15 protein-coding genes, 1 tRNA gene and 1 pseudogene are annotated in these 22,838 nt (G+C 68.3%); 7 read left to right on the top strand and 10 right to left on the bottom strand.

The features are described 5' to 3' along the window. Positions 1 to 91: 91 nt before the first annotated feature. From C9I47_RS10635 to efp, 5 genes are all read right to left on the bottom strand, one after another. Positions 92 to 856, bottom strand: a complete 765-nt coding sequence (locus C9I47_RS10635) for a phytoene/squalene synthase family protein (RefSeq protein WP_111266719.1) — start codon at positions 854 to 856, stop codon at positions 92 to 94. Beyond that, positions 853 to 1,560: a phosphoglycolate phosphatase gene (gph, locus tag C9I47_RS10640; protein WP_111266720.1), complete on the bottom strand. Its 708-nt coding sequence runs from the start codon at positions 1,558 to 1,560 to the stop codon at positions 853 to 855. The genes C9I47_RS10635 and gph overlap by 4 nt, the downstream gene beginning before the upstream one ends. A 2-nt stretch (positions 1,561 to 1,562) precedes the next feature. Then, positions 1,563 to 2,279 carry a bifunctional 2-polyprenyl-6-hydroxyphenol methylase/3-demethylubiquinol 3-O-methyltransferase UbiG gene (ubiG, locus tag C9I47_RS10645; RefSeq protein ID WP_223250099.1) on the bottom strand — a complete coding sequence of 239 codons (717 nt, stop codon included), beginning with the start codon at positions 2,277 to 2,279 and terminating at the stop codon, positions 1,563 to 1,565. 219 nt (positions 2,280 to 2,498) lie between these two features. Beyond that, on the bottom strand, positions 2,499 to 3,842 hold the full coding sequence (locus C9I47_RS10650; RefSeq protein WP_111266722.1) for a TRZ/ATZ family hydrolase: 1,344 nt from the start codon (positions 3,840 to 3,842) through the stop codon (positions 2,499 to 2,501). Between the two features lie 159 nt (positions 3,843 to 4,001). Beyond that, positions 4,002 to 4,568 carry an elongation factor P gene (gene efp / locus C9I47_RS10655; protein WP_111266723.1) on the bottom strand — a complete coding sequence of 189 codons (567 nt, stop codon included), beginning with the start codon at positions 4,566 to 4,568 and terminating at the stop codon, positions 4,002 to 4,004. Positions 4,569 to 4,792: 224 nt separating this feature from the next. On the opposite strand from efp, the pseudogene epmB reads away from it, so the two are divergent. Then, a pseudogene (gene epmB, locus C9I47_RS10660) lies at positions 4,793 to 5,835 on the top strand (EF-P beta-lysylation protein EpmB). 154 nt (positions 5,836 to 5,989) lie between these two features. Next, positions 5,990 to 8,065, top strand: coding sequence for an EAL domain-containing response regulator (locus C9I47_RS10665; RefSeq protein ID WP_111266724.1), 2,076 nt, complete (start codon positions 5,990 to 5,992; stop codon positions 8,063 to 8,065). Positions 8,066 to 8,821: 756 nt separating this feature from the next. Here C9I47_RS10665 and htpX read toward each other — a convergent pair. After that, positions 8,822 to 9,733, bottom strand: coding sequence for a protease HtpX (gene htpX / locus C9I47_RS10670; RefSeq protein ID WP_111266725.1), 912 nt, complete (start codon positions 9,731 to 9,733; stop codon positions 8,822 to 8,824). Positions 9,734 to 9,811: 78 nt separating this feature from the next. Here htpX and gluQRS point away from each other — a divergent pair, with 78 nt between their 5' ends. From gluQRS to phaR, 3 genes are all read left to right on the top strand, one after another. Continuing rightward, positions 9,812 to 10,729: a tRNA glutamyl-Q(34) synthetase GluQRS gene (gene gluQRS, locus C9I47_RS10675; RefSeq protein WP_111266726.1), complete on the top strand. Its 918-nt coding sequence runs from the start codon at positions 9,812 to 9,814 to the stop codon at positions 10,727 to 10,729. Between the two features lie 74 nt (positions 10,730 to 10,803). Continuing rightward, complete coding sequence (phbB, locus tag C9I47_RS10680) at positions 10,804 to 11,544, top strand: acetoacetyl-CoA reductase (protein ID WP_111266727.1); 741 nt, start codon at positions 10,804 to 10,806, stop codon at positions 11,542 to 11,544. Positions 11,545 to 11,918: 374 nt separating this feature from the next. After that, a complete protein-coding gene (gene phaR / locus C9I47_RS10685) occupies positions 11,919 to 12,419 on the top strand; it encodes a polyhydroxyalkanoate synthesis repressor PhaR (protein WP_111266728.1) in 501 nt (166 codons plus the stop codon). A 422-nt stretch (positions 12,420 to 12,841) separates the two neighbouring features. Here the strand turns inward: phaR and C9I47_RS10690 are convergent, their stop codons facing one another. Next, complete coding sequence (locus C9I47_RS10690) at positions 12,842 to 13,759, bottom strand: M48 family metallopeptidase (RefSeq protein WP_111266729.1); 918 nt, start codon at positions 13,757 to 13,759, stop codon at positions 12,842 to 12,844. 53 nt (positions 13,760 to 13,812) lie between these two features. Next, positions 13,813 to 15,756, bottom strand: a complete 1,944-nt coding sequence (locus C9I47_RS10695; protein ID WP_407067521.1) for an SUMF1/EgtB/PvdO family nonheme iron enzyme — start codon at positions 15,754 to 15,756, stop codon at positions 13,813 to 13,815. 253 nt (positions 15,757 to 16,009) lie between these two features. Here C9I47_RS10695 and rnd point away from each other — a divergent pair, with 253 nt between their 5' ends. Both rnd and C9I47_RS10705 read left to right on the top strand, forming a co-directional pair. Continuing rightward, the gene (rnd, locus tag C9I47_RS10700) at positions 16,010 to 17,104 is read left to right on the top strand and encodes a ribonuclease D (protein WP_111266730.1); all 1,095 of its coding nucleotides are present in this window, start codon (positions 16,010 to 16,012) and stop codon (positions 17,102 to 17,104) included. Positions 17,105 to 17,248: 144 nt separating this feature from the next. Beyond that, positions 17,249 to 17,324 (top strand) — tRNA-Ala (locus C9I47_RS10705). A gap of 751 nt (positions 17,325 to 18,075) precedes the next feature. On the opposite strand, the gene C9I47_RS10710 is transcribed toward C9I47_RS10705, so the two are convergent. Together C9I47_RS10710 and C9I47_RS10715 are read right to left on the bottom strand one after the other, a co-directional pair. Next, positions 18,076 to 22,362, bottom strand: a complete 4,287-nt coding sequence (locus C9I47_RS10710) for an RHS repeat-associated core domain-containing protein (protein WP_111266731.1) — start codon at positions 22,360 to 22,362, stop codon at positions 18,076 to 18,078. Further along, positions 22,359 to 22,835, bottom strand: coding sequence for a tetratricopeptide repeat protein (locus C9I47_RS10715; RefSeq protein WP_111266732.1), 477 nt, complete (start codon positions 22,833 to 22,835; stop codon positions 22,359 to 22,361). Before C9I47_RS10715 ends, C9I47_RS10710 begins: the two co-directional genes overlap by 4 nt. Positions 22,836 to 22,838: the final 3 nt, after the last annotated feature.

Here is a 22,838-nt window from a genome sequence, read left to right on the forward strand (position 1 = left end):
AATGGGGGCATCGGCGACCGATGCAACAGCGCCGACCGGGCCGCCATTGTAACGGCCCGCCCGGGCGCGGCCCTGAGCGGAGGCGGAACAGTCAGTTCCGCGGGCGCGCCCGCGCCGAGCGCCAGGCGATCGCCAACGAGCGCCAGGGCTTCAATGCGCGGGCCGGCTCGGCATGGCCCAGGCGGGCATGGGCCAGTGCGGTCCACAGGCGCCTGGGCACGGTCCGTGCCGGCGCCTGCGGCCAGCGCTGGCGCAGTTGCTCGGCCCAGATCGCCAGCGGCGTGCCCTCGCCGGCGCGGGCGACGATCGCCAACGGCACGTGAGCGTCGCCCTCATGGAAGAAACGCGACTGCAACAGTGCGGCCACGACGGCATCGCGCGAACCCTCGGCATCGTCGTCGCCGGCACCGATGAACAGGCGCTGCTCGACGTCGGCGACGGCGGCGGCGAAAGGCTCCAGCGCGGCGAAGGCCTCGGCGTGGTCGCGCGGACGCTCGCGGCTGGCCTGCAGCGTCGGCAGGGCCGCGGCCAAGGCCGCCCAGTCCGCCGATTGCCGCTGCAGGGCGATCCCCAGTGGATGGCGGCGGGCACCGCGCGACCAGCCCTGCAGCTCCTCGCCCCACCAGGCCAGCTTCGCTTCGCCCGGACGCGGATCGCGGCCGCCCCAGGCGGCATCGCCCAACTCCTGCAGCAGCGCCGCCCAGGCCAGCGCCGACCCGCGTTGCGGCGCCGGTACGAACACCTCGGCCACGCCCCATTCCGGCCAGCGTTGCCGCCACTTGGCGAGGAAGCTGTCGAGCGCGGCCGGGTCGTTGCCTGCGGACGGCAGTCCGGCACGCTCGTCGGTCGTGTTCATGACCGCGGCCAGCGGGCCGGATCGGCCAGCTCGGCCGGATGCTCGACCATGATGTCGCCGCCCCAGCCCGCGGGATCGTCGCCGGCCAGGCGGTAGCCCCACAGCGCGACCACCGAACGCATCCCGGCCGCACGCGCGGCGACGATGTCGCGTTCGTCGTCGCCGACATAGACGCAGTCCGACGCGGCGACGCCGATCCTGTCGGCGGCGACCGTCAGCGGCAGCGGATCGGGCTTGCGCACCGGCAGGGTGTCGCCGCCGATCAGGACCGCGCTGCGGCTGTCCCAGCCCAGGTGCGGCAACAGCTCGCGGGCCAGATATTCGGGCTTGTTGGTGACGATGCCCCAGATCGTCCCGGCCGCCTCCAGCGCGCCGAGCATCGCCTCGACGCCGTCGAACACGCCCTGGTGGGCGCCGATCTGGCGCTGGTACTGATCGAGCAGCTCGGGCACCCAGGACTCGCGCTCGGTCTCGGGCAGGTCCGGGAACGCCGCCAGCAGCATCGCGCGGGCACCGCGGGAGACGCTGGGGCGGAATTCGGGCAGCGACATCGGGGGCCGGCCGCGCGCCGCCCTCATCGCGTTGGCGGCGGCGAGCAGGTCGTGGGCGCTGTCGGCCAGGGTGCCGTCGAGATCGAACAGCACCGCCTTCGGGAAACCGGCGGTCGCCGCCGCGACACGCGTGCTGCGGTGTTCTCCGACCATGCTCATTCGGGTTTCACCGCGCAGGCCAGGTAGTTGACGTCGGTACGACCGATCACCCGGGCGCTGTTGCGCCAGGGCTCGTAGGCCAGCCCGCTGACATCCTCCAGTTGCAGACCGGCCGCGCGCAGCCAGGCCGCCAGTTCCGACGGCTTGATGAAGTCGCGGTACTGGTGGGTGCCCTTCGGCAGGACCCGGGCGACGTACTCGGCGCCGACGATCGCCAAGGCGAACGCCGCCGCGGTGCGGTTGAGGGTCGACAGGAACAGCCGGCCGCCGGGCTTGAGCAGCGTCGCGCAGGCGTTCACGATCGCGGCCGGGTCCGGCACGTGCTCGAGCATCTCCATGCAGGTGATCACGTCGAAGCGGGCGGGCATCTCGGCCGCCAGCGCTTCCACCGACTGCAGCCGGTAGTCGACGCTGAGGCCGGTCTCCAGGCGATGCAGGCGGGCGACCTTGACCAGCTCCGGCGCCAGGTCGATCGCGGTGACCTCGGCGCCCTCGCCGGCCAGCGCCTCGCTGAGCAGGCCGCCGCCGCAGCCCACGTCCAGGGCCTGCGCCCCGGCCAGCGAGGCCCTTTCGGCCACATACCCCAGCCGCGCCGGGTTCAGCGCATGCAGGGCTTTCTGGGGGCCGTTGGGGTCCCACCACCGTTGAGCCAAAGCACCGAACTTGTCCAGCTCGGCCTGGCGGAAATTATCGTTCGCCTCTATGCCAGTCACAGGCAGTGCTCCACTTCGAACCGTCCATGGTGCGTGCTCCCGGCCCGCGCATCCGTGCGCGGTCGTTCCCCGCCGCGCGAGCCAGTGGCTCGCAAGCGCGACGGCTCACCCCACCACCGTTGAGCCAGGGCACCGAACTTGTCCAGCTCGGCCTGGCTGAAGTTGCCGCCCGGATCGCGTCCGGGCTCGGGGGACGTGGTCGGGTTCATATCGCTCCTGTCAGGAAATCCGGATCGCGGCGATCCGCTTGCGCCACTCGCGCGCCCGGGCGATCAGGGCGTCGGCGTCCATGTCGACCAGCACGCCGTCGCGCAACTTGGCGTGGCCGGCGATCCAGACGTCGCTGACCTGATGGCGGCCGGCCGCGTAGACCAACTGCGAGATCACATGATGCAGCGGCTGGGTCTCGATCCGGGCCAGGTCGACGCAGGCCAGGTCGGCCTGCTTGCCGGGCTCGATCGAGCCGATCAGGTCCTCGAAACCGACCGCCCGCGCGCCGCCCAGGGTCGCCGCGCGCAGCGCGCTGGCGGCATCGAAGGCGGCGGCATCGTCGGCGACCGCCTTGGCCAGCAGCGCTGCGGTGCGGGTCTCGCCGAACATGTCCAGGTCGTTGTTGCTGGCGCAGCCGTCGGTGCCGATCGCGATCGTCACCCCGGCCTTCTCCAGCCGGCCGATCGGGCAGAAGCCCGAGGCCAGTTTCAGGTTCGATTCCGGGCAGTGGACCACGCAGACGCCACGCTCGGCGCACATCGCGATCTCGGCGTCGGTCAGCTGGGTCATGTGCACCGCGACCAGGCGGTCGCTGACCAGGCCCAGCCGGTCCAGCCGCGCCAGCGGCCGCTGGCCGTGCTTCTGCCGCGACTCATCGATCTCCTGCGCGGTCTCGTGGGTGTGCAGGTGCACCGGCATGTCGAGCTGGTCGGACAGCATGCGGATGCGCTCGAAGCTGGCATCGGACACCGTGTACGGCGCGTGCGGCACGAACGAGGTGGCGATGAAGGGATCGTCGCGCCACTGGTCGTGCACCTCGATCGCACGGTCGAAGTACTCGTCGTCGGTCTTCGCCCACGCGGTCGGGAAATCGATCACCGGCAGACCGACCCGGGCGCGGAAACCCTCGCGCTTGTAGACCGCCGCCTGCACGTCCGGGAAGAAGTAGTTCTCGTTGGCGCAGGTGGTGCCCCCGCGCAGCATCTCGGCGATCGCCAGCTCGATGCCGTCGGCGACGAACTCAGGCCCGATCACCGCGCCCTCGACCGGCCAGATGTGGCCCTGCAGCCACTCCATCAGCGGCAGGTCGTCGGCGACCCCGCGCAGCAGGGTCATCGGGTTGTGGGTGTGGGCATTGACCAGGCCCGGGATCAGCGCCGACTGCGGGCGCGATACGACCTGGGCGGCGGCGAAACGCTCGCGCGCCTCGCGGATCGGCAACACCGCGACGATCGCGCCATCGCTGATCGCCACGGCATGCTGTTCGAGCACCACGCCGTGCGGCACGACCGGCACCACCCATCCGGCTTCGATCAACAGGTCGCAGGGCTGGGGGGCATTCTCGATCGACATTCGCTTCCTTTTCTCCGCGACTGCCGCCATGGCGGCAGTCCGTTCGTCTCCGGCTTCACCCTCAGCCGCGGGCCGAAAGCGAAGCCACGTCCCGGCACCGGTCGGGACCGGCACCGGCTCGGCCGGCCGCCTGCCGCATCGCGGCCGCGGCCGGACCGGTCACTTCACCCGGCCGACGTACTCGCCGGAACGGGTGTCGACCTTGATCACCTCGTCCTGGTTCACGAACAGCGGCACCCGCACCACCGCGCCGGTTTCCAGGGTCGCCGGCTTGCCGCCGCCGCCGGAGGTGTCGCCGCGCACGCCCGGATCGGTCTCGGTGATCTTCAGCTCGACGAAGTTCGGCGGCTGCACCGCGATCGGGGTGCCGTTCCACAGGGTCACCACGCACTCCTCCTCGCCCTTGAGGAACTTGCGCGCATCGCCGATGCCGGCCTCGTCGGCCTGGACCTGCTCGAAGTTCTCCGGGTTCATGAAGTGCCAGTACTCGCCGTCGGCGTACAGGAACTGCATGTCGGTATCGACGACGTCGGCCGCCTCCAGCGAATCGGTCGCCTTCATGGTCAGCTCGACCACGCGGCCGGACTTGATGAAGCGGTACTTCACCCGGGTGAACGCCTGGCCCTTGCCCGGCTTGACGTACTCGGTATCGGTGATGATGCACGGCTCGTTGTTGACGAGGATCTTCATCCCGTTCTTGACGTCGTTCATGCCATAGCTGGCCATCGCACAACTCCTGCAGTGTTCTGTAAGGTTTTGGAAATGGTTCGGAACTGATGCTTCGGGACTGGCGCTCGGAAACCCGGGCGCCGCCCGCACGCCGTCCCGGGGGAGGCCGCCCCGGTCCGTGGCCGGGCCGGCCGCCGGCCTCCGGTCGGCGCTAGAATGTCGGGCTGCGCAGCCGCGTGAATGGTTCACGCCGGCCGCTCCAGGCACGAAATCAGTCGCACATGATACCCGCAGCTCCGGCCTCCATGCAGCCGCCACCCCCGCCCGCCGGCGGCACCGGCCCGTCCGCCCCCAGCGTTGGCAGCAGCTGTGGCGCGAGGCCCTGCGCGATCCGTGCGAGCTGCTGGGCCTGCTGGACCTGGACCCCGCCGCCCTGGGCCTGAGCGAAGCGGCGGCGGCGCAGTTCCCGCTGCGGGTTCCGCGCGGCTTCCTCGCCCGCATGCGCCCCGGCGACCCGCACGACCCGCTGTTGCGCCAGGTCCTGCCGCTGGACGCGGAAATGCGGCCGATGCCCGGGTTCGCCCTCGACGCGGTCGGCGACACCGCGGCCAAGGCCGGCGACGGCGTCATCCGCAAGTACCGTGGCCGCGCCCTGCTGGTCGCGACCGGCAGTTGCGCGGTGCATTGCCGCTACTGCTTCCGCCGCCACTTTCCCTATGCCGAGGAGGCCGCGGCGGCGGCCGGCTGGCGGCACACCGTCGAGCTGATCCGCGACGACCCCGGCATCGACGAGGTGATCCTGTCCGGCGGCGATCCGTGGTCGCTGGCGACCCACAAGCTGGCCGAACTGACCGACGCCCTGTCCGCCATTGCGCACCTGAAACGGCTGCGGGTGCACACCCGGCTGCCGGTGGTGTTGCCCGAGCGGGTCGACGCGCCGCTGCTGGACTGGCTGGCCGCCCTGCCCTGGCCGGTCACCGTGGTCGTGCACGCCAACCACGCCAACGAGTTCGACGCCAGCGTGGACGCGGCGATGGCGCGCCTGCGCGGCGCCGGCGCGACCCTGCTCAACCAGGCGGTGCTGCTGAGGGGCGTCAACGACGACATCCAGGCGCTGTGCGAGCTGAGCGAGCGCGGCTTCCAGGCCGGCGTGCTGCCCTACTACCTGCACCAGCTCGACCGGGTCCAGGGCGCCGCCCATTTCGAAGTCGACGACGCCCGCGCGCGGCAACTGCACGCGGCGATGGCGGCGCGGCTGTCGGGCTACCTGGTGCCGAAACTCGTCCGCGAGGTCGCCGGCGACACGGGCAAGCGACCGCTCTGACACCGGACCGCAACCTTGCGCCTGTCGACTGTACGACCGGCACGCAGCCGGACCGACGCCCGTCCGCACTGCGACCCAATGGGCAATCCACCTGTTTGCGCATGGACGCGCCGACCGCATTCATGCCATAACGGCGTGGGGAGGAAGATCACTCATGCAATTCGGCAAAGACCTGCCACTCAGGCTGCTGGTGGTGGACGACAGCGTTGAGGCCGCGGAGGCCATCGTCAGCATGCTGCGCAACAGCGGCATCGCGGTGCGTCCGAGTCGGCCCGAGAACGCCGACGCGCTGGCGCAGATGTTGACCGCGCAACCCTTCGACATCGTGCTGGTGGCCCACGACGCCGCCAGCGTTCCGCTCGAGGAGGTGATGCAGCGGGTCGATGCCAGCGGCAAGGATCTGCCGGTGCTGATCCTGCACGACGACATCGACACCGCGCGCCTGCTCAGGGCCGCCTCGCTCGGTGCGCGCGGGGTCGTGCTGCGTTCGCAGCCGGACCTGCTGCGCCAGCAGGTGATGCGCGAATGGTCGGATCTGGAGGCCAGGCGCTCGCTGCGCAAGCTGGAGAACCACGTCCGCGAGACCGAGCGTCGTTGCGACGCGCTGATCGAGTCCTCGCGCGACCCGATCGCCTATATCCACGAAGGCATGCACATCCGTGCCAATGCGGCCTACCTGGAGACCTTCGGCTTCGACGACTTCGAGGAGATCGAGGGCATGTCGCTGCTGGACATGGTCGCCCCGCAGCACGTGGACGACTTCAAGCAACTGCTGAAGAAGCTTTCCCGGGGCGAACCGCCGCCGCCGCGCTACGAGCTTGAGGCGCGCGGCCTGGATGGCAGCGCCTTCCCGGCGGTGATGGAGTTCACCGCCGCGACCTACGAGGGCGAAGCCTGCCAGCAGGTGGTCCTGCGCCGCCAGGAGCTGGACCCGGAGCTGGCGCGCGAGGTCGAGGAACTGCGCCAGCGCGACCAGGTCACCGGCCTGCTCAACCGCCCGACCTTCCTGCGCGCGCTCGAGGACACCGTCGCCGACGCCGGCGAGAAGGCCAGCCAGCACGCGTTGCTGCTGGTCGAGCCCGATCACTACACCCGCCTGCTGCAGGACATCGGCCTGGACGAGGCCGACGCCCTGGTCGCCGCCTGCGCACGCCGCCTGCGCGACGTGCTCGGCCCCGACGACGTCGCCGCGCGCTTCGGCGAGCACCAGTTCGCGGTGCTGCGGCGCAACTGCGACTATGCCGACTCGATGGCGCTGGCGGAGCAGATCCGCGCCGCCTTTGCCGCCGCGGTGCTGGATACCGGCAGCCGCTCGCTCAACGCCACCGTCAGCATCGGCGGCGTGCAGATCGGCCAGAAGATCGCCAATGTCTCCTCGGTGCTGGGCAAGGCCAACCAGGGGGTGCTGTCGGCGGTCGGCGTCGGCGGCAACCGGATCGAGCTGTTCGACCCCAGCGCCGCCGATCGCGCCGAGGAGGCGCGCGTGCAGGCCTGGGTCGACCGCATCCGCGACGCGATCGACCACGACCGCTTCATCATGCACTTCCAGCCCCTGGTCGGACTGCATGGCCCGCCGGACCAGATCTACGAGGCCTATCTGCGCCTGCTCAACGAGCACGGCGAGCTGGTCCAGCCGATGACCTTCCTGCAGATCGCCGAGGAGCATGGCCTGCTGTGGGAGATCGACCGCTGGGTCGTCGGCCACGCGATCGCGGTGGTCGGCGAGCGCCGCAAGGCCGGTCACGACACCACCGTCCTGGTCAAGATCACCGAGGTGTCGCTGCAGGACGACAGCCTGCTCAAGCACATGGCCGAGCAGCTCGCCCGCCATGGCGTCGAGGGCAGGCAACTGGTCGTGCAGTTGCCGGAGTCGAAGGTGTTCACCCACCTGCGCGCGGCACAGACCTTCCAGGAAGGCGCCGCCCGGCTCGGGGTACGGGTCGGCCTGGAGCAGTTCGGTCTGGGCCTGAACTCGTTCCAGCTGCTGAGCCACTTCAATGCCGGACTGGTGAAGCTGGACCGCAGCTTCATGGACGACCTGCCGAACAACCAGGAGCACCAGGAGCGCATCCGTGAGATCACCAACCGGACCCGCGAGAACGGTCGCCTGACCATTGCCGAATTCGTCCAGGATGCCTCCAGCATGAGCATCCTGTTCGGCGCCGGCATCGACTACGCGCAGGGCCAGTTCCTGGCCCCGGCCGGCCCGGAGATGAACTACGAGTTCTGAGGGCCGGCTTGAGGGGCCTTCCGCAGGAGCGGCGCAAGCCGCGATGGACCTTGGGCCGGGAATATCCCGGTCGCAGCTCACGCAGCTCCTACGAAGCCCGCTTGGCCTCCGGACACGCTACCGAAGCCCCGTAGGAGCGGCGCAAGCCGCGATCCCCGGGCTGCGCCCGGGAATCCCCAAAGTTTGCTGCGCAAACCTTGGGCCCCACCGTTGCGCCTCCACACCCCCATTCGCATCTGCGATGCGAATCGCCCCCTGACTCAGGGGGAACGATATCCGGCTGCGCCCGGATATCTCCCAAAGTTTGCTCCGCAAACCTTGGGCCCCACCGTTGCGCCTCCACACCCCCATTCGCATCTGCGATGCGAATCGCCCCCTGACTCAGGGGGAACGATATCCGGCTGCGCCCGGATATCTCCCAAAGTTTGCTCCGCAAACCTTGGGCCCCACCGTTGCGCCTCCACACCCCCATTCGCATCTGCGATGCGAATCGCCCCCTGACTCAGGGGGAACGATATCCGGCTGCGCCCGGATATCTCCCAAAGTTTGCTCTGCAAACCTTGGGCCCCGCCGTTGCGCTTCCACACCCCCATTCGCATCTGCGATGCGAATCGCCCCCTGACTCAGGGGGCTAAATCCATGCTGCATCGCGTTTGGTGGGAGCGGTGCTTCGGGAAAGCGGCCGCTTGCCGGCACGACGAAAAAAGCCCGCCGGATGGCGGGCTTTTCCGTTGCCGCATCGGCAGAGGCGGTGGATCAGCCGGCCACGCGCCCGCCGACCGGTTCGGCCGGGGCATTGCGCAGCGCCTGGATGCGCTCGGCCAGCGGCGGATGGCTCATCAGCAACTGGCGCAGACCGTGGGCGACGCCGCCACTGATTCCGAATGCCGCGACCTGCTTGGGCAGGGTGCTCTCGCCGTAGGTCACCGACAGCCGTTCCAGCGCCGCGACCATCTTGTCGCGACCGGCCAGGCGCGCACCGCCGGCGTCGGCGCGGAACTCGCGATAACGCGAGAACCACATCGCGATCATGCTGGCGAACAGCCCGAACACCATGTCGAGCACGAACACGATCACGTAATAGCCGATGCCCGGGCCGTCGCGGCCACCGCTCAGATAACCGTCGATGACCCGGCCCACGACACGCGCGAGCACGATCACGAAGGTATTGAGCACGCCCTGGATCAGGGCCATGGTGACCATGTCGCCGTTGGCGACGTGGCTGACCTCGTGGCCGAGCACGGCCTCGGCCTCGTCGCGGCTCATCGCCCGCAGCAGGCCGGTCGACACCGCGACCAGCGAATTGTTGCGGCTCGGGCCGGTGGCGAACGCGTTGATCTCCGGCGCGTCATAGATCGCGACCTCCGGCATCTTGATGCCCGCCGCCTCGGCCTGGCGGCGCACGGTGTTCACCAGCCACTGCTCGGCCTCGTTGCGCGGTTGTTCGATCACGTGGGCGCCGGTGCCGCGCTTGGCCATCCACTTCGAGGTCATCAGCGAGATGAACGAACCACCGAATCCGAACAGCAGCGCGAACACCAGCAGGCCGGTGTTGCTGCCGGTACCGATATTGATGCCGAAGAACTTCTCAAGCACCGCCAGCACGATGCTGATCAGCGCCAGCACGGCCAGGTTGGTGGCCAGGAACAGGGCGACTCGCTTGAACATGTCTTGCTTCCTCCGCGCCACGTGCGCGATACCGCCGAAGTGTGGCAGGCTCGGCGCAATTTCAAGTGAACGCACGACGTGCCCGCCCCCGCTTCCGACCGGCCCGCGCCCGACCCGGCAAATCGCGCAAACCCGCCCTATCGCGGCCGCTTCGCGCCCTCGCCCACCGGCGACCTGCATGCCGGCTCGCTGCTGGCCGCATTCGGCAGCTGGCTGCTGGCGCGCCATGCCGGCGGCGAGTGGTGGCTGCGGGTCGAGGACCTGGACCCGCCGCGCGAGGTGGCCGGCGCGGCACAACGGCAGCTGACCGCGCTGCGGGAATTCGGATTCGTGCCCGATGCGCCGGTGGTGTTCCAGAGCCGCCGCCATGACCTCTACCGGAACGCGCTCGAACGCCTGCTCGATTCCGGCGCCGCGTTCGAATGCCACTGCAGCCGCAGCGACCTGGCCGCCAGCGGCGGCATCCACCGCCGTTGCGTCGCCCGGCGCCGGCGGCCGCAACCCGCGGTCCGCCTGCGGGTCGCGGACGGCAGCATCGTGGCCTTCGAGGATGCGATCCAGGGCCGCCACGTGCAGGATGTCGCCGCCACCGTCGGCGACTTCGTCCTGCGTCGCGCCGACGGATTGTGGGCCTACCAGCTTGCGGTCGTGGTCGACGACGCGGCCCAGGCGATCACCGACGTGGTCCGCGGCGCCGACCTGCTCGACTCGACCCCGCGCCAGATCCTGCTGCAGCGCGCACTCGACCTGCCGACGCCGGGTTACGCGCACCTGCCGCTGGTGACCGATGTTCACGGTCGCAAGCTGTCCAAATCCGATGCGGCGTGGCCGCTGGACGCCGCCGACCCGTTGCCGGCACTGCGCCGGGCCTGGGCCGCGCTGGGTCAGCCGGGCGACGCCCTGGCCGGTGCCGACCTCCCGGCAAGCCTGCTGGCCACGGCGCGAACGGCGTTCCAGCCACACCTGATTCCACCCACGCTGTCGGCAACCGATTGAACTATCACGGCGGTAAAACATCCTGAGGCTAGTATTGGAACGGGGCCGCATGTCGCGGCCGAGGAGAGGAAGACATGCAGTCACGCGTTGCACTGGTCACCGGCGGTACCGGTGGCATCGGCACCTCGATCATCAAGCGACTGGCCGCGGCCGGCCACAAGGTCGCGACCAACTATCGCGACGAAGGCCGCGCCCGGGCCTGGCAGGAAAAGATGAAGGCCGAAGGCGTGGACGTGGCGATGGCCCAGGGCGACGTCACCTCGCCCGAGCAGGCCGAGGCGATGGTGCGCGACATCGAGCGCCAGCTCGGGCCGATCGAGATCCTGGTCAACAACGCCGGCATCACCCGCGACACCACCTTCCACCGGATGAAGCCGGACCAGTGGAACGATGTGATCTGCACCAACCTCAACTCGGTCTACAACGTCACCCGCCCGGTGATCGAAGGGATGCGCGAGCGCAAGTGGGGGCGGATCATCCAGATCAGCTCGATCAACGGCCTCAAGGGCCAGTACGGCCAGGCCAATTACGCCGCGGCCAAGGCCGGCATGCACGGCTTCACCATTTCGCTGGCCCGCGAGAACGCGCGCCTGGGCATCACCGTCAACACCATTTCCCCGGGCTACGTCGCCACCGACATGGTGATGGCGGTGCCCGAGGAGGTCCGCGCCAAGATCGTCGCCGACATTCCGACCGGACGCCTCGGCGAGCCCGACGAGATCGCCTACGCGGTCGCGTTCCTGACCGACGACCAGGCCGGCTGGATCACCGGCTCCAACCTCGACATCAACGGCGGCCACCATATGGGCTGGTAAACGGCGCTTGCCGGACAGGCCCGGCGCCCGCGGCGCAGGCCGCCGGGGAGATATCCGGCTGTGCCCGGATATCTCCCAAAGCTTGCCCTACATGCCTTGTGCCCCGCCGTTACGCCGCCCCCATTCGAGCCTGCGGCACGAATCGCCCCAGACTCTGGGGGTTGGAGTCGATGAACGCATGACGCAGGAGCGGCATAAGCCGCGACGGGGCTTTCCCGGTGAACGGTCAATCGCGGCTTGCGCCGCTCCCACGGTGGACGATATCCGGCCGGACCGGGGAAGCGTTTCCACGGTTCCCGCGGTCGCGCGACAGTTGCAAGCCTCGTGCGGCTGCGCCATGCTGCAAGGCACCACGACACCCGAGCTGACGCTTCATGGCCGCAACCCGTGTCATCAAGAAGTACCCGAATCGCCGACTCTACGACACGGAGATCTCCAGCTACATCACCATCGAGGACGTGCGTCAGTTGATCGTCGATGGCGAGTCGTTCGAGGTCCGCGATGCCCGCAGCGGCGAAGACCTCACCCGCCAGGTACTGTTGCAGATCATCGCCGAGCAGGAGCAGGACGGCGAGCCGGTGCTGTCGACCCAGTTGCTGAGCCAGATCATCCGTTTCTACGGCGATTCGCTGCAGGGCTTCATGGGCAATTACCTGGAGCGCTCGATGCAGCTTTTCCTCGACCAGCAACAGCAGTTCCGCAAGCAGATGGGCGGGCTGATGGGCGAGACCCCGTGGGCGATGATGAACCAGCTGACCGAGCGCAACCTGGCGATGTGGAAGGAATTCCAGCAGAACCTGTCCGGCAGCGTCGGCCAGACCCCGACCTCGCCGCGTCCCGGCAACAAGAACGAAGGCGGCAAGCGCGGCCGCTGATCGCGACGCCGCACCGCCACTCCACACCAGAGAGGGGCGTGTCGCCCCAGCCCCCTGAGTCAGGGGGCGATTCGCGCGTAGCGCGAATGGGGGTGTGGAAGCGCAACGGCGGGGCCCAAGGTTTGCGCAGCAAACTTTGGGGGTACCCGGGCGCAGCCCGGGTATCGGCGGCTTACGCCGCTCCTACGAAAGCCGATCGCTTGTCCTGCTCCTGTAGGAGCGGCATGAGCCGCGACCCGAAGTATCTGGAGGCAGGCCCATCGCGGCTTACGCCGCTCCTACGAAAGCCGATCGCCTGTCCTGCTCCTACGAAAGTCGATCGCTTGTCCTGCTCCTGTAGGAGCGGCGTGAGCCGCGACCCGAAGTATCTGGAAGCAGGCCTCATCGCGGCTTACGCCGCTCCTACGGACCGGCGCGTTCGCTCACTGGCCGCCACAGTATTTCTGTCGGAAGGCCTCGGCCTGGGGCATCAACGCCTGCAGTTCGGCGATACGGTTGGCCGGGTCGGGATGGGTCGAGGCGAACTCGGGCGGGCGCTGGCCGCCGCCGAGCTGGCCCATCCGCTGCCATAGCGGCACCGCCTCGGCCGGGTCGTAGCAGGCCGCCGCGGCGAGCATCAGCCCGACCCGGTCGGCCTGGGTCTCGTGATTGCGGCCGTAGGGCAGGATCAGGCCGTACTGGGCGCCGGCGCCCAGCGCCGCCATGATCGCCTGCTGTTGCTGCGGCGCCATGTCGCCGACCGCCATCCCGGTCGCGACCTGCCCCATCTGCACCAGCTTCTGCTGCGCCATCCGCTGCGAGCCGTGCCGCAACAGCGCGTGGGCGATCTCGTGGCCCATCACCACCGCCACCGCATTCTCGTTCTGCGCGACCGGTATCAGACCGGTGTAGACCGCCATCTTGCCGCCGGGCAGGCAGAAGGCGTTGGCCTCGTCGGACTGGATCACCGCGACATCCCACAGGAACCCCTGGTGGCTGGTCGGCACCGCCTGGTTGTGCATCGCGGCCAGGTCGGCGGTGACCTGAGGCACCTTGGCGACCAGACGCTGGGCGATGCTGCGGATCTGCTGGGTGAGCTGGGCGTCCGCCGGCAGCAGCGCGCCCTGGGCGTTGGCGTCGCCGAGCACCTGGCGGAACGCCTGTGCGCCCAATTGCACTTCCTCGTCGGCGCTGGCGCCGTAGTGCGCGGTCTCGCCGGTATACGGGTCGACCTCGGCGCTGCCGAACCACTGCCAGGCGGCGTAGCCGGCGAACAGCAACAGGATCCACCAGCGGAACTTGCCGCCACGGCGCCCGCCGCCGCGACCGCCCCGCCCCATGCCTCTCGGATCGACCCTCATCGCACGCCCCTCATCTGCTGCCTCAATCAACGATCAATCGACGCGGCGATCGCTCAGATCTCGCGCACCACGCGGAAACCGACCCGGGCATTGGTGGTGTCGCCACGCACCGACAGCCGCCACGCCGACCGGGTCTGCTCCGGCGAACTGGCCCAGGAACCGCCGCGCACCACTTTCTCGCGGCAGCCCGGATTGACCCAGGCATGGGCGTCGCGGGGCGCACGGCGGTAGTTGTCGTGCCAGCAGTCGGCGACCCATTCGCTGACGTTGCCGGCCATGTCGTGAAGCCCGAACGCGTTGGCGCGATAGCTGGCGACCGCGGCCGGGCCCCAGGCACCGTCGCCGTAGCCCTCGAACGCGTTGCGCCAGCGGCGTCCGCTGGGCGAGACATCCTCGCCGCCGGTGAAGTTGCCGCTGCCGGCCGGCGGCGTGCCCTCGCCCCACGGGAACCGGTCCTGGCTGCCGGCGCGCAGCGCGTACTCGAACTCCGCCTCGCTGGGCAGGCGATAGACGTGCCCGGTCTGCTCGGACAGCCAGCGCGCATAGGCGGCGGCATCGGCGGCGCTGACATGGATGACCGGCATGTCGTCGTCGGCACGCTCGCCGGTGTAACCGTCGTCCGGGTCGGCGCCGCTGCGTCGGACCAGGTTGCCGCTGCGCTCGTCGTAGGCGGTGGAGTAGCCGCGGCGAACCGCGCGCGGCTCGTTGCCGGTCGCCTCGAGGTAGCGGCGGAACTCGGCCACGGTGACCTCGGTGCGGGCGAAGGCCAGGCCGCGGTCGAAACGGATGTTGCGGGTCGGCCGCTCGCTGTCGCTGGCGCCCGCCTCGTCGTCGGCGGCGCCCATCGTGAACGCGCCGTGCGGGACCACCACCATCTGCGGGCCGCGGCCGCCGTTCTTCAACGCGTCGGTGAACACCTGGCCGGGGCGGAACAGGCCGTAGTGGGTCGCCAGCTCGATCCGTTCGCGCAGTTCGATCGCGGCCGGGTCGCCCTTGGGCGCGATCCGCAGCAACTCGGCCAGATGCTCGCGCGCGGTGTCCAGGCCGTCCTCGCGCGACAACGCGGCGATGCCCTGGTCGCGCAGGTCGCCGATCCGCTCCACGCGCATCGCGGCGATGCGCTCGCGGGCGTGGGCGACGGTGTCGTCGCCGGAACGGACCTTGGCCGCGCGCGCGAGACCGGCCTCGGCCTTGTCGTAGTCGTAGGCTTCCGCCGCCTGTTCGGCCTCGCGGATCAACGCGCTCTCCGACGCCGCCAGGCCCTGCAAGGCGCGGGCGTCGGCCTCGCGCAGTTCCAGCGCATGGCGGAAGTGCGGCAGCGCCGCGTCCTTGCCGCTGTCGATCCGGCCCGCGGCCAGCGCCCGCTCGCCGGCGACATTGGCCTGCTGGACCCGTTCCATCAGCTCCACGCGCTCCAGGTAGGCCACCACCGGATCGGCATCGGCGGCGACCGCGCGCGCCACCGCGCCGATCTGCTGGGCCCGCTGCAAGGCCTCGGGTGCGTCGTCGATCGACTCCAGGGCCGCGTCGCCCTGTGCCAGCAGAGCGGTGAGTGCGCGCTGCAGCCCCGCCTCGGCCTTCTCCGCCGTCTCGGTGTCGCTGCGCTCGGCGGCATCGACAGCTTGGGCGGTTTCGGTGGCTTCAGTAGGCTCAGTGCCGTCGGCCGCTTCGGAGGCCTGCTCGGCACCCGCCTTCAATGCCAGGTAGATCGGGATCGCGCTCTCGTCATCCTCGTACAGACGCCCGGCCTGCAGGGCCTCGTCGGCCTGGGCCAGCAGCGCCTCGATGTTCTCATCGGTCAACGAGACGGCCGGAGCCTGCCAGTCCGGCATCGTCTCCAGCGCCTGATCGGCACTGACGGTGACGCTCGGCGCCGCCTGCTCGCCGGCCGCCGCCGAGGTGGTGCCGGCGTCCTCCTGCGCGGGCTCGCGCGAGCAACCGGCCAGCACCGCAAGCAGCAGCAACAGGCCGATACCAACACGCGCACCGCGCCGCAGCGTCGCGCGGGCAGGCACACGCGCCGCCGGACGGGCGGACAGGACGCACGGATTGGTCTGGATCGTCGCTGGCAAGCGCCCTCCGGGCCGGTGGCAAGGTCGATACAAGGCTTACATAGGGACCGCGCCGGGGCCGGGGCGCGGTCGGTGCGGCTCCCAAGGGGCCGCGACGGCGGTTATCTGCCCGTTGAAAGTAGGCTATTGTCGCCCGCTCCAGCAACTTCTGTCCGGCCCCGACGCCCCACTCCTGCCAGTGCCCGCTCCGATTACCGACCCCGCCGCGCTCCAGGCGCGCCTCAGCCCCCGTCCCCGCCGGATCGGGCTCGATACCGAATTCATCCGCGAACGCACCTACTGGCCGCAACTGGCCCTGGTCCAGATCTCGATCGAGACCGAGGACGGGCTCGAGGTGGTGCTGGCCGACCCGCTCGCCCCCGGCATCGCCGAGACCCTGGCGCCGATCCTCGCCGACCCGGCCATCCTCAAGATCATGCACAGCCCCAGCGAGGACCTGGTCGCGTTCAAGCACGCCTGCAATACCGTGCCGGCACCGCTGTTCGACACCCAGCTGGCCGCCGCGCTGGCCGGGATCGGCAGCGGCCTGGGCTACCAGAAGCTGGTCGAACAGCTGACCGGCGTGACCCTGGCCAAGGGCGAGACCCGCTCGGACTGGCTGCGCCGCCCGCTGTCGGCCGCGCAACTGGAGTACGCCGCCGACGATGTCCGTCACCTGTTCGAGCTGCACGACGTGCTCGACCACCGACTGGGCGAGCTCGGCCGCCGCGACTGGCTGGCCGAGGACGCCACCCGCACCGTGACCCAGGCCGACAGCGACACCCCCGAGCGCTGGCCGCACCTGGCGATGCGCAGCGCGCAGTTCCTCGACCTCGACGCCCAGCGCCGCCTGCTGCGCCTGCTGCGCTGGCGCGAGACCCACGCGCGCCAGAGCGACCGTCCGAAGTCGTGGATCCTCGACAACGAACTGGCCGGCACCCTCGCCCGCAACCCGCCGATCGACCTGGCCGGGCTGCAACGCGAGTTCGACAGCCATCCCAAGGCCCCGCGCAAGCTCGCGGCGACCGTCTGGGAGGTGCTGAACGCACCGCTGGACGACGAGGCGGAGATCCCCGACGCCAGCGTCGCCGAGCGCCGCGACCGCAACCGCCTGCGCAAGCTGCAGGCCGCGGTCGCCGCCCGCAGCGCCGAACTGGGCCTGCCCGACGGCGTGCTCGCCTCGCGCCGGTGGCTGGAAGCCCTGCTCGACCACGGCCGCTGGCCCGACGCCCTCGCCGGCTGGCGCCGCGAAGCACTGGAGCCGAGCCTGGCGCCATTGCTGGCCGAGAGCTGAGGATAGGCACCGGCGCGCGCTACGGCGGAACCGCCAGAGCGACTGGCGCCGGCGATCCATCGCCCCAGCCGAGCCCATCTACAGGAAGGACACAGGTCGGGGCTTGGCGAACGCGCCCGCGACCGTTACAATTGCCGCCTTCGTGGGGCGGTAGCTCAGCTGGGAGAGCGTCGCGTTCGCAATGCGAAGGTCGGGAGTTCGATCCTCCTCCGCTCCACCACGATATCCAGTGACAGACAATCAAGCCGGCCTCGCGCCGGCTTTTTTGTGGCTGTTTGCCTACGAGAAAATGAGGGCACTGATATCGAGTCGCATGCTATGCCGCCCGGCAACTTCCTGACCCATCGCGAACGACAGCGGCATGCCACCTAGTTCAACCTTGAACCGGTCAAACCGCTGCCAAACGGCGGGCCATGTCGGCCCAGTGCGCTCCAGCGCTGTCGTCAGTCGACGGCGTAGGCATCAGTCGAAAAGCCCGAAACAGGCCTGTCATGCACCTCAATGAACAGCCAGCAAAGCTGGCTACCTGGACTGCCTCGGGAACACTAGGCAGCTCCGACCTATGATTGGACTGCCCCGCTTGCCGCCCGAACTCTAGCGGAGAGAGGCTCTCGTTTGAGCCGTGTCGGTGCTTATGACTGCGAAACGCCCTCGATTTTGAATGGCTAAAAAAAATGAACCCACCCCTGCTTTCCATCACCGCGCGCAGGGTGCCGATGTGATCGGGTTCGACGTAGCGCAGGCGATTATAAACACCCGCACCTACGCCTTTCCTTTCTCAACCACTTTTCTTTCTAACCAGGAACCTGAAAACCATAAAAATCAAGTACAGAATAGCCAACCCTAGGGCAACTTGAAAAAAACCATTAAACCCGCGCATCCCCGCGAAAAGCACACCCAGCATTACAACAATGAAAACAATGTCGACCCAGACCCCTCTCAAAGCAGCTGACATAATTCAACCCTCACGATTAAAGATTACGCAACCAGTCTGGCAATGGTAGCGGAATTGGATCTGGCGGCGCGGGTATGCCGTACTTCTGACAGAAATCTGGCGAGAAGAGAAAACGGAAATAATTCCTGAGAAGATACCCCGCAACTGGACTGAGTGCCACGCCTTGACCTGCCGTAACGCCGCCTAGGACTGCACCGGCGATACAACCGCTAACACAGGACCTCAAAGCATCACAAGGATTTGGAGTGCATTCGTCGCTACACTGACCGAGGTTCTTACCTCCCGCTCTTCGCTTCTCGATAACGCAAGACGTGTAATCTCCAACGATCGCCCCAGCACAACCGCCGGCACACCCCTGAATTGCGCCAAGGACCACCGCTGTACCGATAGTAGCTGGATTTAGTCCGAGCCTATCGTGTACCTGCACCGGCTGGGCAAGCGCATAGTTATATGTGCCAATTCCACCCAGCAATCCGATCGGATCACTCTGCGAGTACCGCCCCGTCCCCGCCTCATAGTCCCGGAAGTAGTTGTAGTTCAGTCCGCTCGCCGCATCGTAGCGCTGGCCCGGGAAGCGCATGTCGAGTGTGAAGGCGGTGCTGTCGCCGTCGGGGTCCTGGTTCGGGGCGCTGTTGCCGAAGGCTTCGCTGGCGATGTCCCAGGTCCATACCGCGACGTCGCGCTGGGGTTCGATCACCGCGCGCGGGGTGCCCAAGTGGTCGGGTTCGATGTAGTGCAGGCGGTTCGCGGTTGCCGCGATGCCGTTGAGCAGACCCACCGGCAGGTCGTCGAGCCAGATCGCCTGCTGCTTCGGTGCGCCGCTGGCGTCGTAGTCGCCGACCCAGTGGCCGGCTTCGTCGTAGACGCTGTAGGTGACGTCGCTGCCCAGGTGCCGGTGCACACGCTCGCCGCTGCCGTTGTAGCCATAGTGCATCGTCACCGCGCCGCCCTGCTTGACCGCGCTCAGGCGGTTGGCAGCGCTGTAGACGTATTCCTTCGTGCCGCCGATGGCGGTGGTGTTGCCGACCGCGTCGTAGCCGCGGGCCACGCCGGCGACCGCGCCGAGTCGATGGCTGTCGGTCGGATAGCTGTAGGCCTGGGTGCCGCCGGCATTGGTGAAACTGGTGCGGTTGCCGGTAGCGTCGTAGCCGTAGCTTTCGATCGCGGTGTCGGTCGGGCCGTCGCGGAACGCGGTCAGCCGGCTCAGCGCGTCGTAGTCCAGGCGCACCCGTGGCGGGTCAGCACGATCGGCGCCGTGCAGGCTGGTCAGGTTGCCGACCGCGTCGAAGCGGAAGCCCAGGTCGAGGCCACCGCCACTGGTGGGCGACCCGGTATCGGTACTCAGGATCGACTGCGGGCGGTAGTCCAGGTCCAGCGTGCGCGACAGCGTGCGACCGTTGCCGAAGGTCCAGGCGCCGACTGGGCCGGATGGGTACCAGCTGGCGTTGCTCAACAGCACTTCCCGGCTGCCGCCCGGCGCGGTGACGCCGATCTCGCTGGTGCGGCCCTGACCGTCGCGGACGTAGTCGACCTCGGTGCCGTCCGGATAGGTCATCAGGCTCAGCTGACCGGCCTGGGTGTAGGCGTAGCGCAGGGTGAAGGACTGGCCATTGGTGACCTGGATCTTGCGTACCAGCTGGCCGAAGCGGTCGTAGCAGTAGTCGGTGTGGCCTGAGCCGTCGCTCATCCGGCTCAGGCGACCAATCGCGAAGGTCTCGCCGGTGGCACAGCCGGGCTGGACGCTGTCGTAGGCATAGGCCGCATCCAGGCTGCTGTCGCTGTAGCTCACCGAGCTCAGCCGGTTGAGCGCGTCGTGGCCGTAGGTCGAGGTCTCGCCGCGGGCGTCGGTCTGGCTGTTGTGGTTTCCCGCAGGGTCGTAGGTATAGATCGTCGTACCGGTGTCGGGGCTGTCCAGCTGCAGCAACTGGCCCAATGCGTCGTACTGATAGCTCGTGGCCAGCCCCTTGGGGTCGACCACCTGGCGCAGATTACCGGCGGCATCGTAGTGGAAACTTGTGCCGACCTGCAGACCGTCGGCGTCGGTGATGCTCTGTTTCAATCGATCCAGCGCATCGTAGCTCTGCTCGGCACGTCGGCCCAAGGCATCCGTGATCTGCGTCTGGCGGCCGCGTCCATCGTAGACGAGTACGGTGGTGTGGTTCTGCGCATCCAGTTGCCGCGCGATGCGATCCAGCATGTCAAATTCGCGGCTCAGGGTCCGCACCCGGGTGCCGTCAGCGGCGAAAGTCTCTTCCTTCCAGCGGTTGCCGATCGAGTCCAGGGTATAGCGGACTTCATTGCCATCCGGGTCCCGGGTCACGGTCAGGCGATCGCGGTCGTCGTACTCGAACTCCAGGAAACTGCCGTCGGGCCGGGTCTGGGAAATGACATTGCCGCGCGAGTCGTACTGATAGCTGGTGATCGCATCGTCAGTGGTCACCGCATCGTCCGGACCTCGCACGGCCTGTTCCAGCAGCCAGCCGCGCGGGTGATAGACCATGTCGGTGATCACGCCGTTGGCGTCGCGCACCTGGACCGCCCGCCCGGCGCCGTCATAGCGCAGGTAGTCCATTGATTGGCCAAGTGCATTGGTCACCTGCTTCAGATCGCCGCGACGCTGGCAGGGACCGCTCGCACTGCCGCAGCCACTGACATCGGTAGTGCCGTAGTAGACATAGGTGGTCAGGTCGCTGACGTCGGTCCGCGGCCCATCCACCGTCTTGAGTAGAGCGGTGTCCGGACAAGTGCTACCCGGAGCGGCCGCCTCGCTCGCGCTGCAATAGGAATAGGAGGTGGTCGCAAAGCTGCCATCGTCGTTGCGGCGCTTGACCGCGGCGATATTGATCGGCACGCCCTGGGCATCGCGGACGAACTCGTATTCTGTCCGGAACACCTGCGGACTCGCGGTCGATGCCTTCTGCTCACTGGCGATCCAGCCGTGGTCGTAGGTCCAGGTGGCCGTCACGACTTCGCCACTGGCCAGGGTCACACTCTCGGTCAGCTTTTGCGCCTGGCCGTTGTAGGTGTTGTCGACCGCCTTCAACAGCACCAGGCTACCGTCGGCCTGCTTCTCCCAGGTCTCGGTGCGGATGCGATCCTTGCCGGCGTTGTAGATGTAGCGCTCTTCATGCCCGGCCGCATCGACCTTGCGGGTCAGATAACCGGCCTCGTCGAACTCGCGGGTTCGTACCCGCCGTTGCAACTCCGCCCCGGAGGCATCGGTCACGATTTCGGTGGTGACATTGCGGCCCGGCGTCGAGTAATCGAGCTCGAATGTGCTGCCGCCTTCTACCTGGCGGATCACCTGGCCCGCGGCGTTGTAAGTATTGACGACCGGCGCCGCGCCCTCGTTCTTGACGATGGCGGTCAGCCGGTGCGGGTCGACCGGATCGGTATAGGCGAACCCCTGCACATAGTCGTCAAGGCCGGCGACGGTGCGCAGATTGCCGCGGGTCGCACCCTCGAACTCGTCGTGGCCATAGGTCACTTGGCGACCATCGCTGGCAACCGCCCGGGTCAGCCGGCCCGTACTCTCACTGTACTCGAATGCGATCCAGTAGCCGGTCAGCACGCCATCGGCGCTGCGCTCCTGGATCCGTGTCAGCCGCGGCTGGTAGGCCACCACCATCGGCTGATCGGGGTTCACCGCCCGCGGCGAAGTACCGACCAGGGGGAGCCGACCACGCGCGTCATACAGGAACTCATGCTGCTGACCTGAACGGTTGACGATCGCGACCAGCCGTCCGTCAACGTCAAACCGATTGCGCTCACCATCGGGAAAGCGGTATTCGAATGATCCGTCGACAGACTCACTCAAAGTACCCTGCGGCGCATCGCGCGGGGTGACATAGGCGCCACCGGTTTTGACAAAATGATCACGACGGCCACAGCCGGAGCGGATCACCACCGAACCATCCGGATACTTGAACAACCGCCGGTCGTGATCGAAGGCCCAGCCATAGCCCAGCGCGGTGTCGAACCTGGAACGACTGTCAAAACGTCGCACCAATCGAATCTGGAATGACGAGCCATGATCTAGATCGCGATACTCCAAATACAGTGCGCCGCTTTCTGTATCGATCGGATCAGCTTCTGACACAAGAGGGCAAGTACAGCCCTGTCCTGAGGTCTTCTGACAATCAGGAGAGTCTTCTTCCTTCGGTGGAGGATCGCCGTTCGTACCACCACCAAAATCATGTGCCGAAGCCGCTCCCATCAACAGGAACAACAGCAAGCCCCAAACTGTCGCGCCACGCTTGCGCATCACCGTCCCCTTGCCTTCGGGCTGTCCATTCGCACTCATTTCCCGTCACCTGCCGGAACGACCTGCATGTGCTGCAGAGACCGATAACGCGCGAACGCCTGATCGGCCTCGCGCTCCCGCCCCAGCTCCATCAACGCCTGCCCCCGCAACAACTCCAGATCGGCCCGACGCGGGTCGGAACGGGTCGCACGTTCGTAGGCCTTCAGGGCCGCCGGCCAGTCGCCGCGTTCGCGCGCGACATCACCACGGATACGCCAACCTTCCGCCGAGGCGGGATTGCGCTTGATGGCGGCGTCGGCGGCCTGCGCCGCTTCGTCAAGCCGCCCGGCGGAGTAATGCGCCTGCCCCAGAGCCAGGTGCTGCCGTTCGGTACGCCGGGAAGGCGGCGTTCGCTCGGCATTCTGTACAGCCGAGCGATGCGCATCGCCGGACGCTCGCTGCTGCGCATGCGCGCCCTGCATGCCGGCCAGCACCACAAGCAATCCCAACATGGCTCCAGACAGTTGCCTCATCGT

The organism is Marilutibacter maris (assembly GCF_003233695.1).
Taxonomy (GTDB): domain Bacteria; phylum Pseudomonadota; class Gammaproteobacteria; order Xanthomonadales; family Xanthomonadaceae; genus Marilutibacter; species Marilutibacter maris.

What these genes read in the sequence shown, in the direction of transcription:
- C9I47_RS10635 (WP_111266719.1), bottom strand. Translation starts at nt 856, where the DNA reads ATGAACACGACCGACGAGCGTGCCGGACTGCCGTCCGCAGGCAACGAC.
- gph (WP_111266720.1), bottom strand. Translation starts at nt 1,560, where the DNA reads ATGGTCGGAGAACACCGCAGCACGCGTGTCGCGGCGGCGACCGCCGGT.
- C9I47_RS10650 (WP_111266722.1), bottom strand. Translation starts at nt 3,842, where the DNA reads ATGTCGATCGAGAATGCCCCCCAGCCCTGCGACCTGTTGATCGAAGCC.
- efp (WP_111266723.1), bottom strand. Translation starts at nt 4,568, where the DNA reads ATGGCCAGCTATGGCATGAACGACGTCAAGAACGGGATGAAGATCCTC.
- C9I47_RS10665 (WP_111266724.1), top strand. Translation starts at nt 5,990, where the DNA reads ATGCAATTCGGCAAAGACCTGCCACTCAGGCTGCTGGTGGTGGACGAC.
- htpX (WP_111266725.1), bottom strand. Translation starts at nt 9,733, where the DNA reads ATGTTCAAGCGAGTCGCCCTGTTCCTGGCCACCAACCTGGCCGTGCTG.
- phbB (WP_111266727.1), top strand. Translation starts at nt 10,804, where the DNA reads ATGCAGTCACGCGTTGCACTGGTCACCGGCGGTACCGGTGGCATCGGC.
- phaR (WP_111266728.1), top strand. Translation starts at nt 11,919, where the DNA reads ATGGCCGCAACCCGTGTCATCAAGAAGTACCCGAATCGCCGACTCTAC.
- C9I47_RS10690 (WP_111266729.1), bottom strand. Translation starts at nt 13,759, where the DNA reads ATGAGGGTCGATCCGAGAGGCATGGGGCGGGGCGGTCGCGGCGGCGGG.
- C9I47_RS10710 (WP_111266731.1), bottom strand. Translation starts at nt 22,362, where the DNA reads ATGAGTGCGAATGGACAGCCCGAAGGCAAGGGGACGGTGATGCGCAAG.
- C9I47_RS10715 (WP_111266732.1), bottom strand. Translation starts at nt 22,835, where the DNA reads ATGAGGCAACTGTCTGGAGCCATGTTGGGATTGCTTGTGGTGCTGGCC.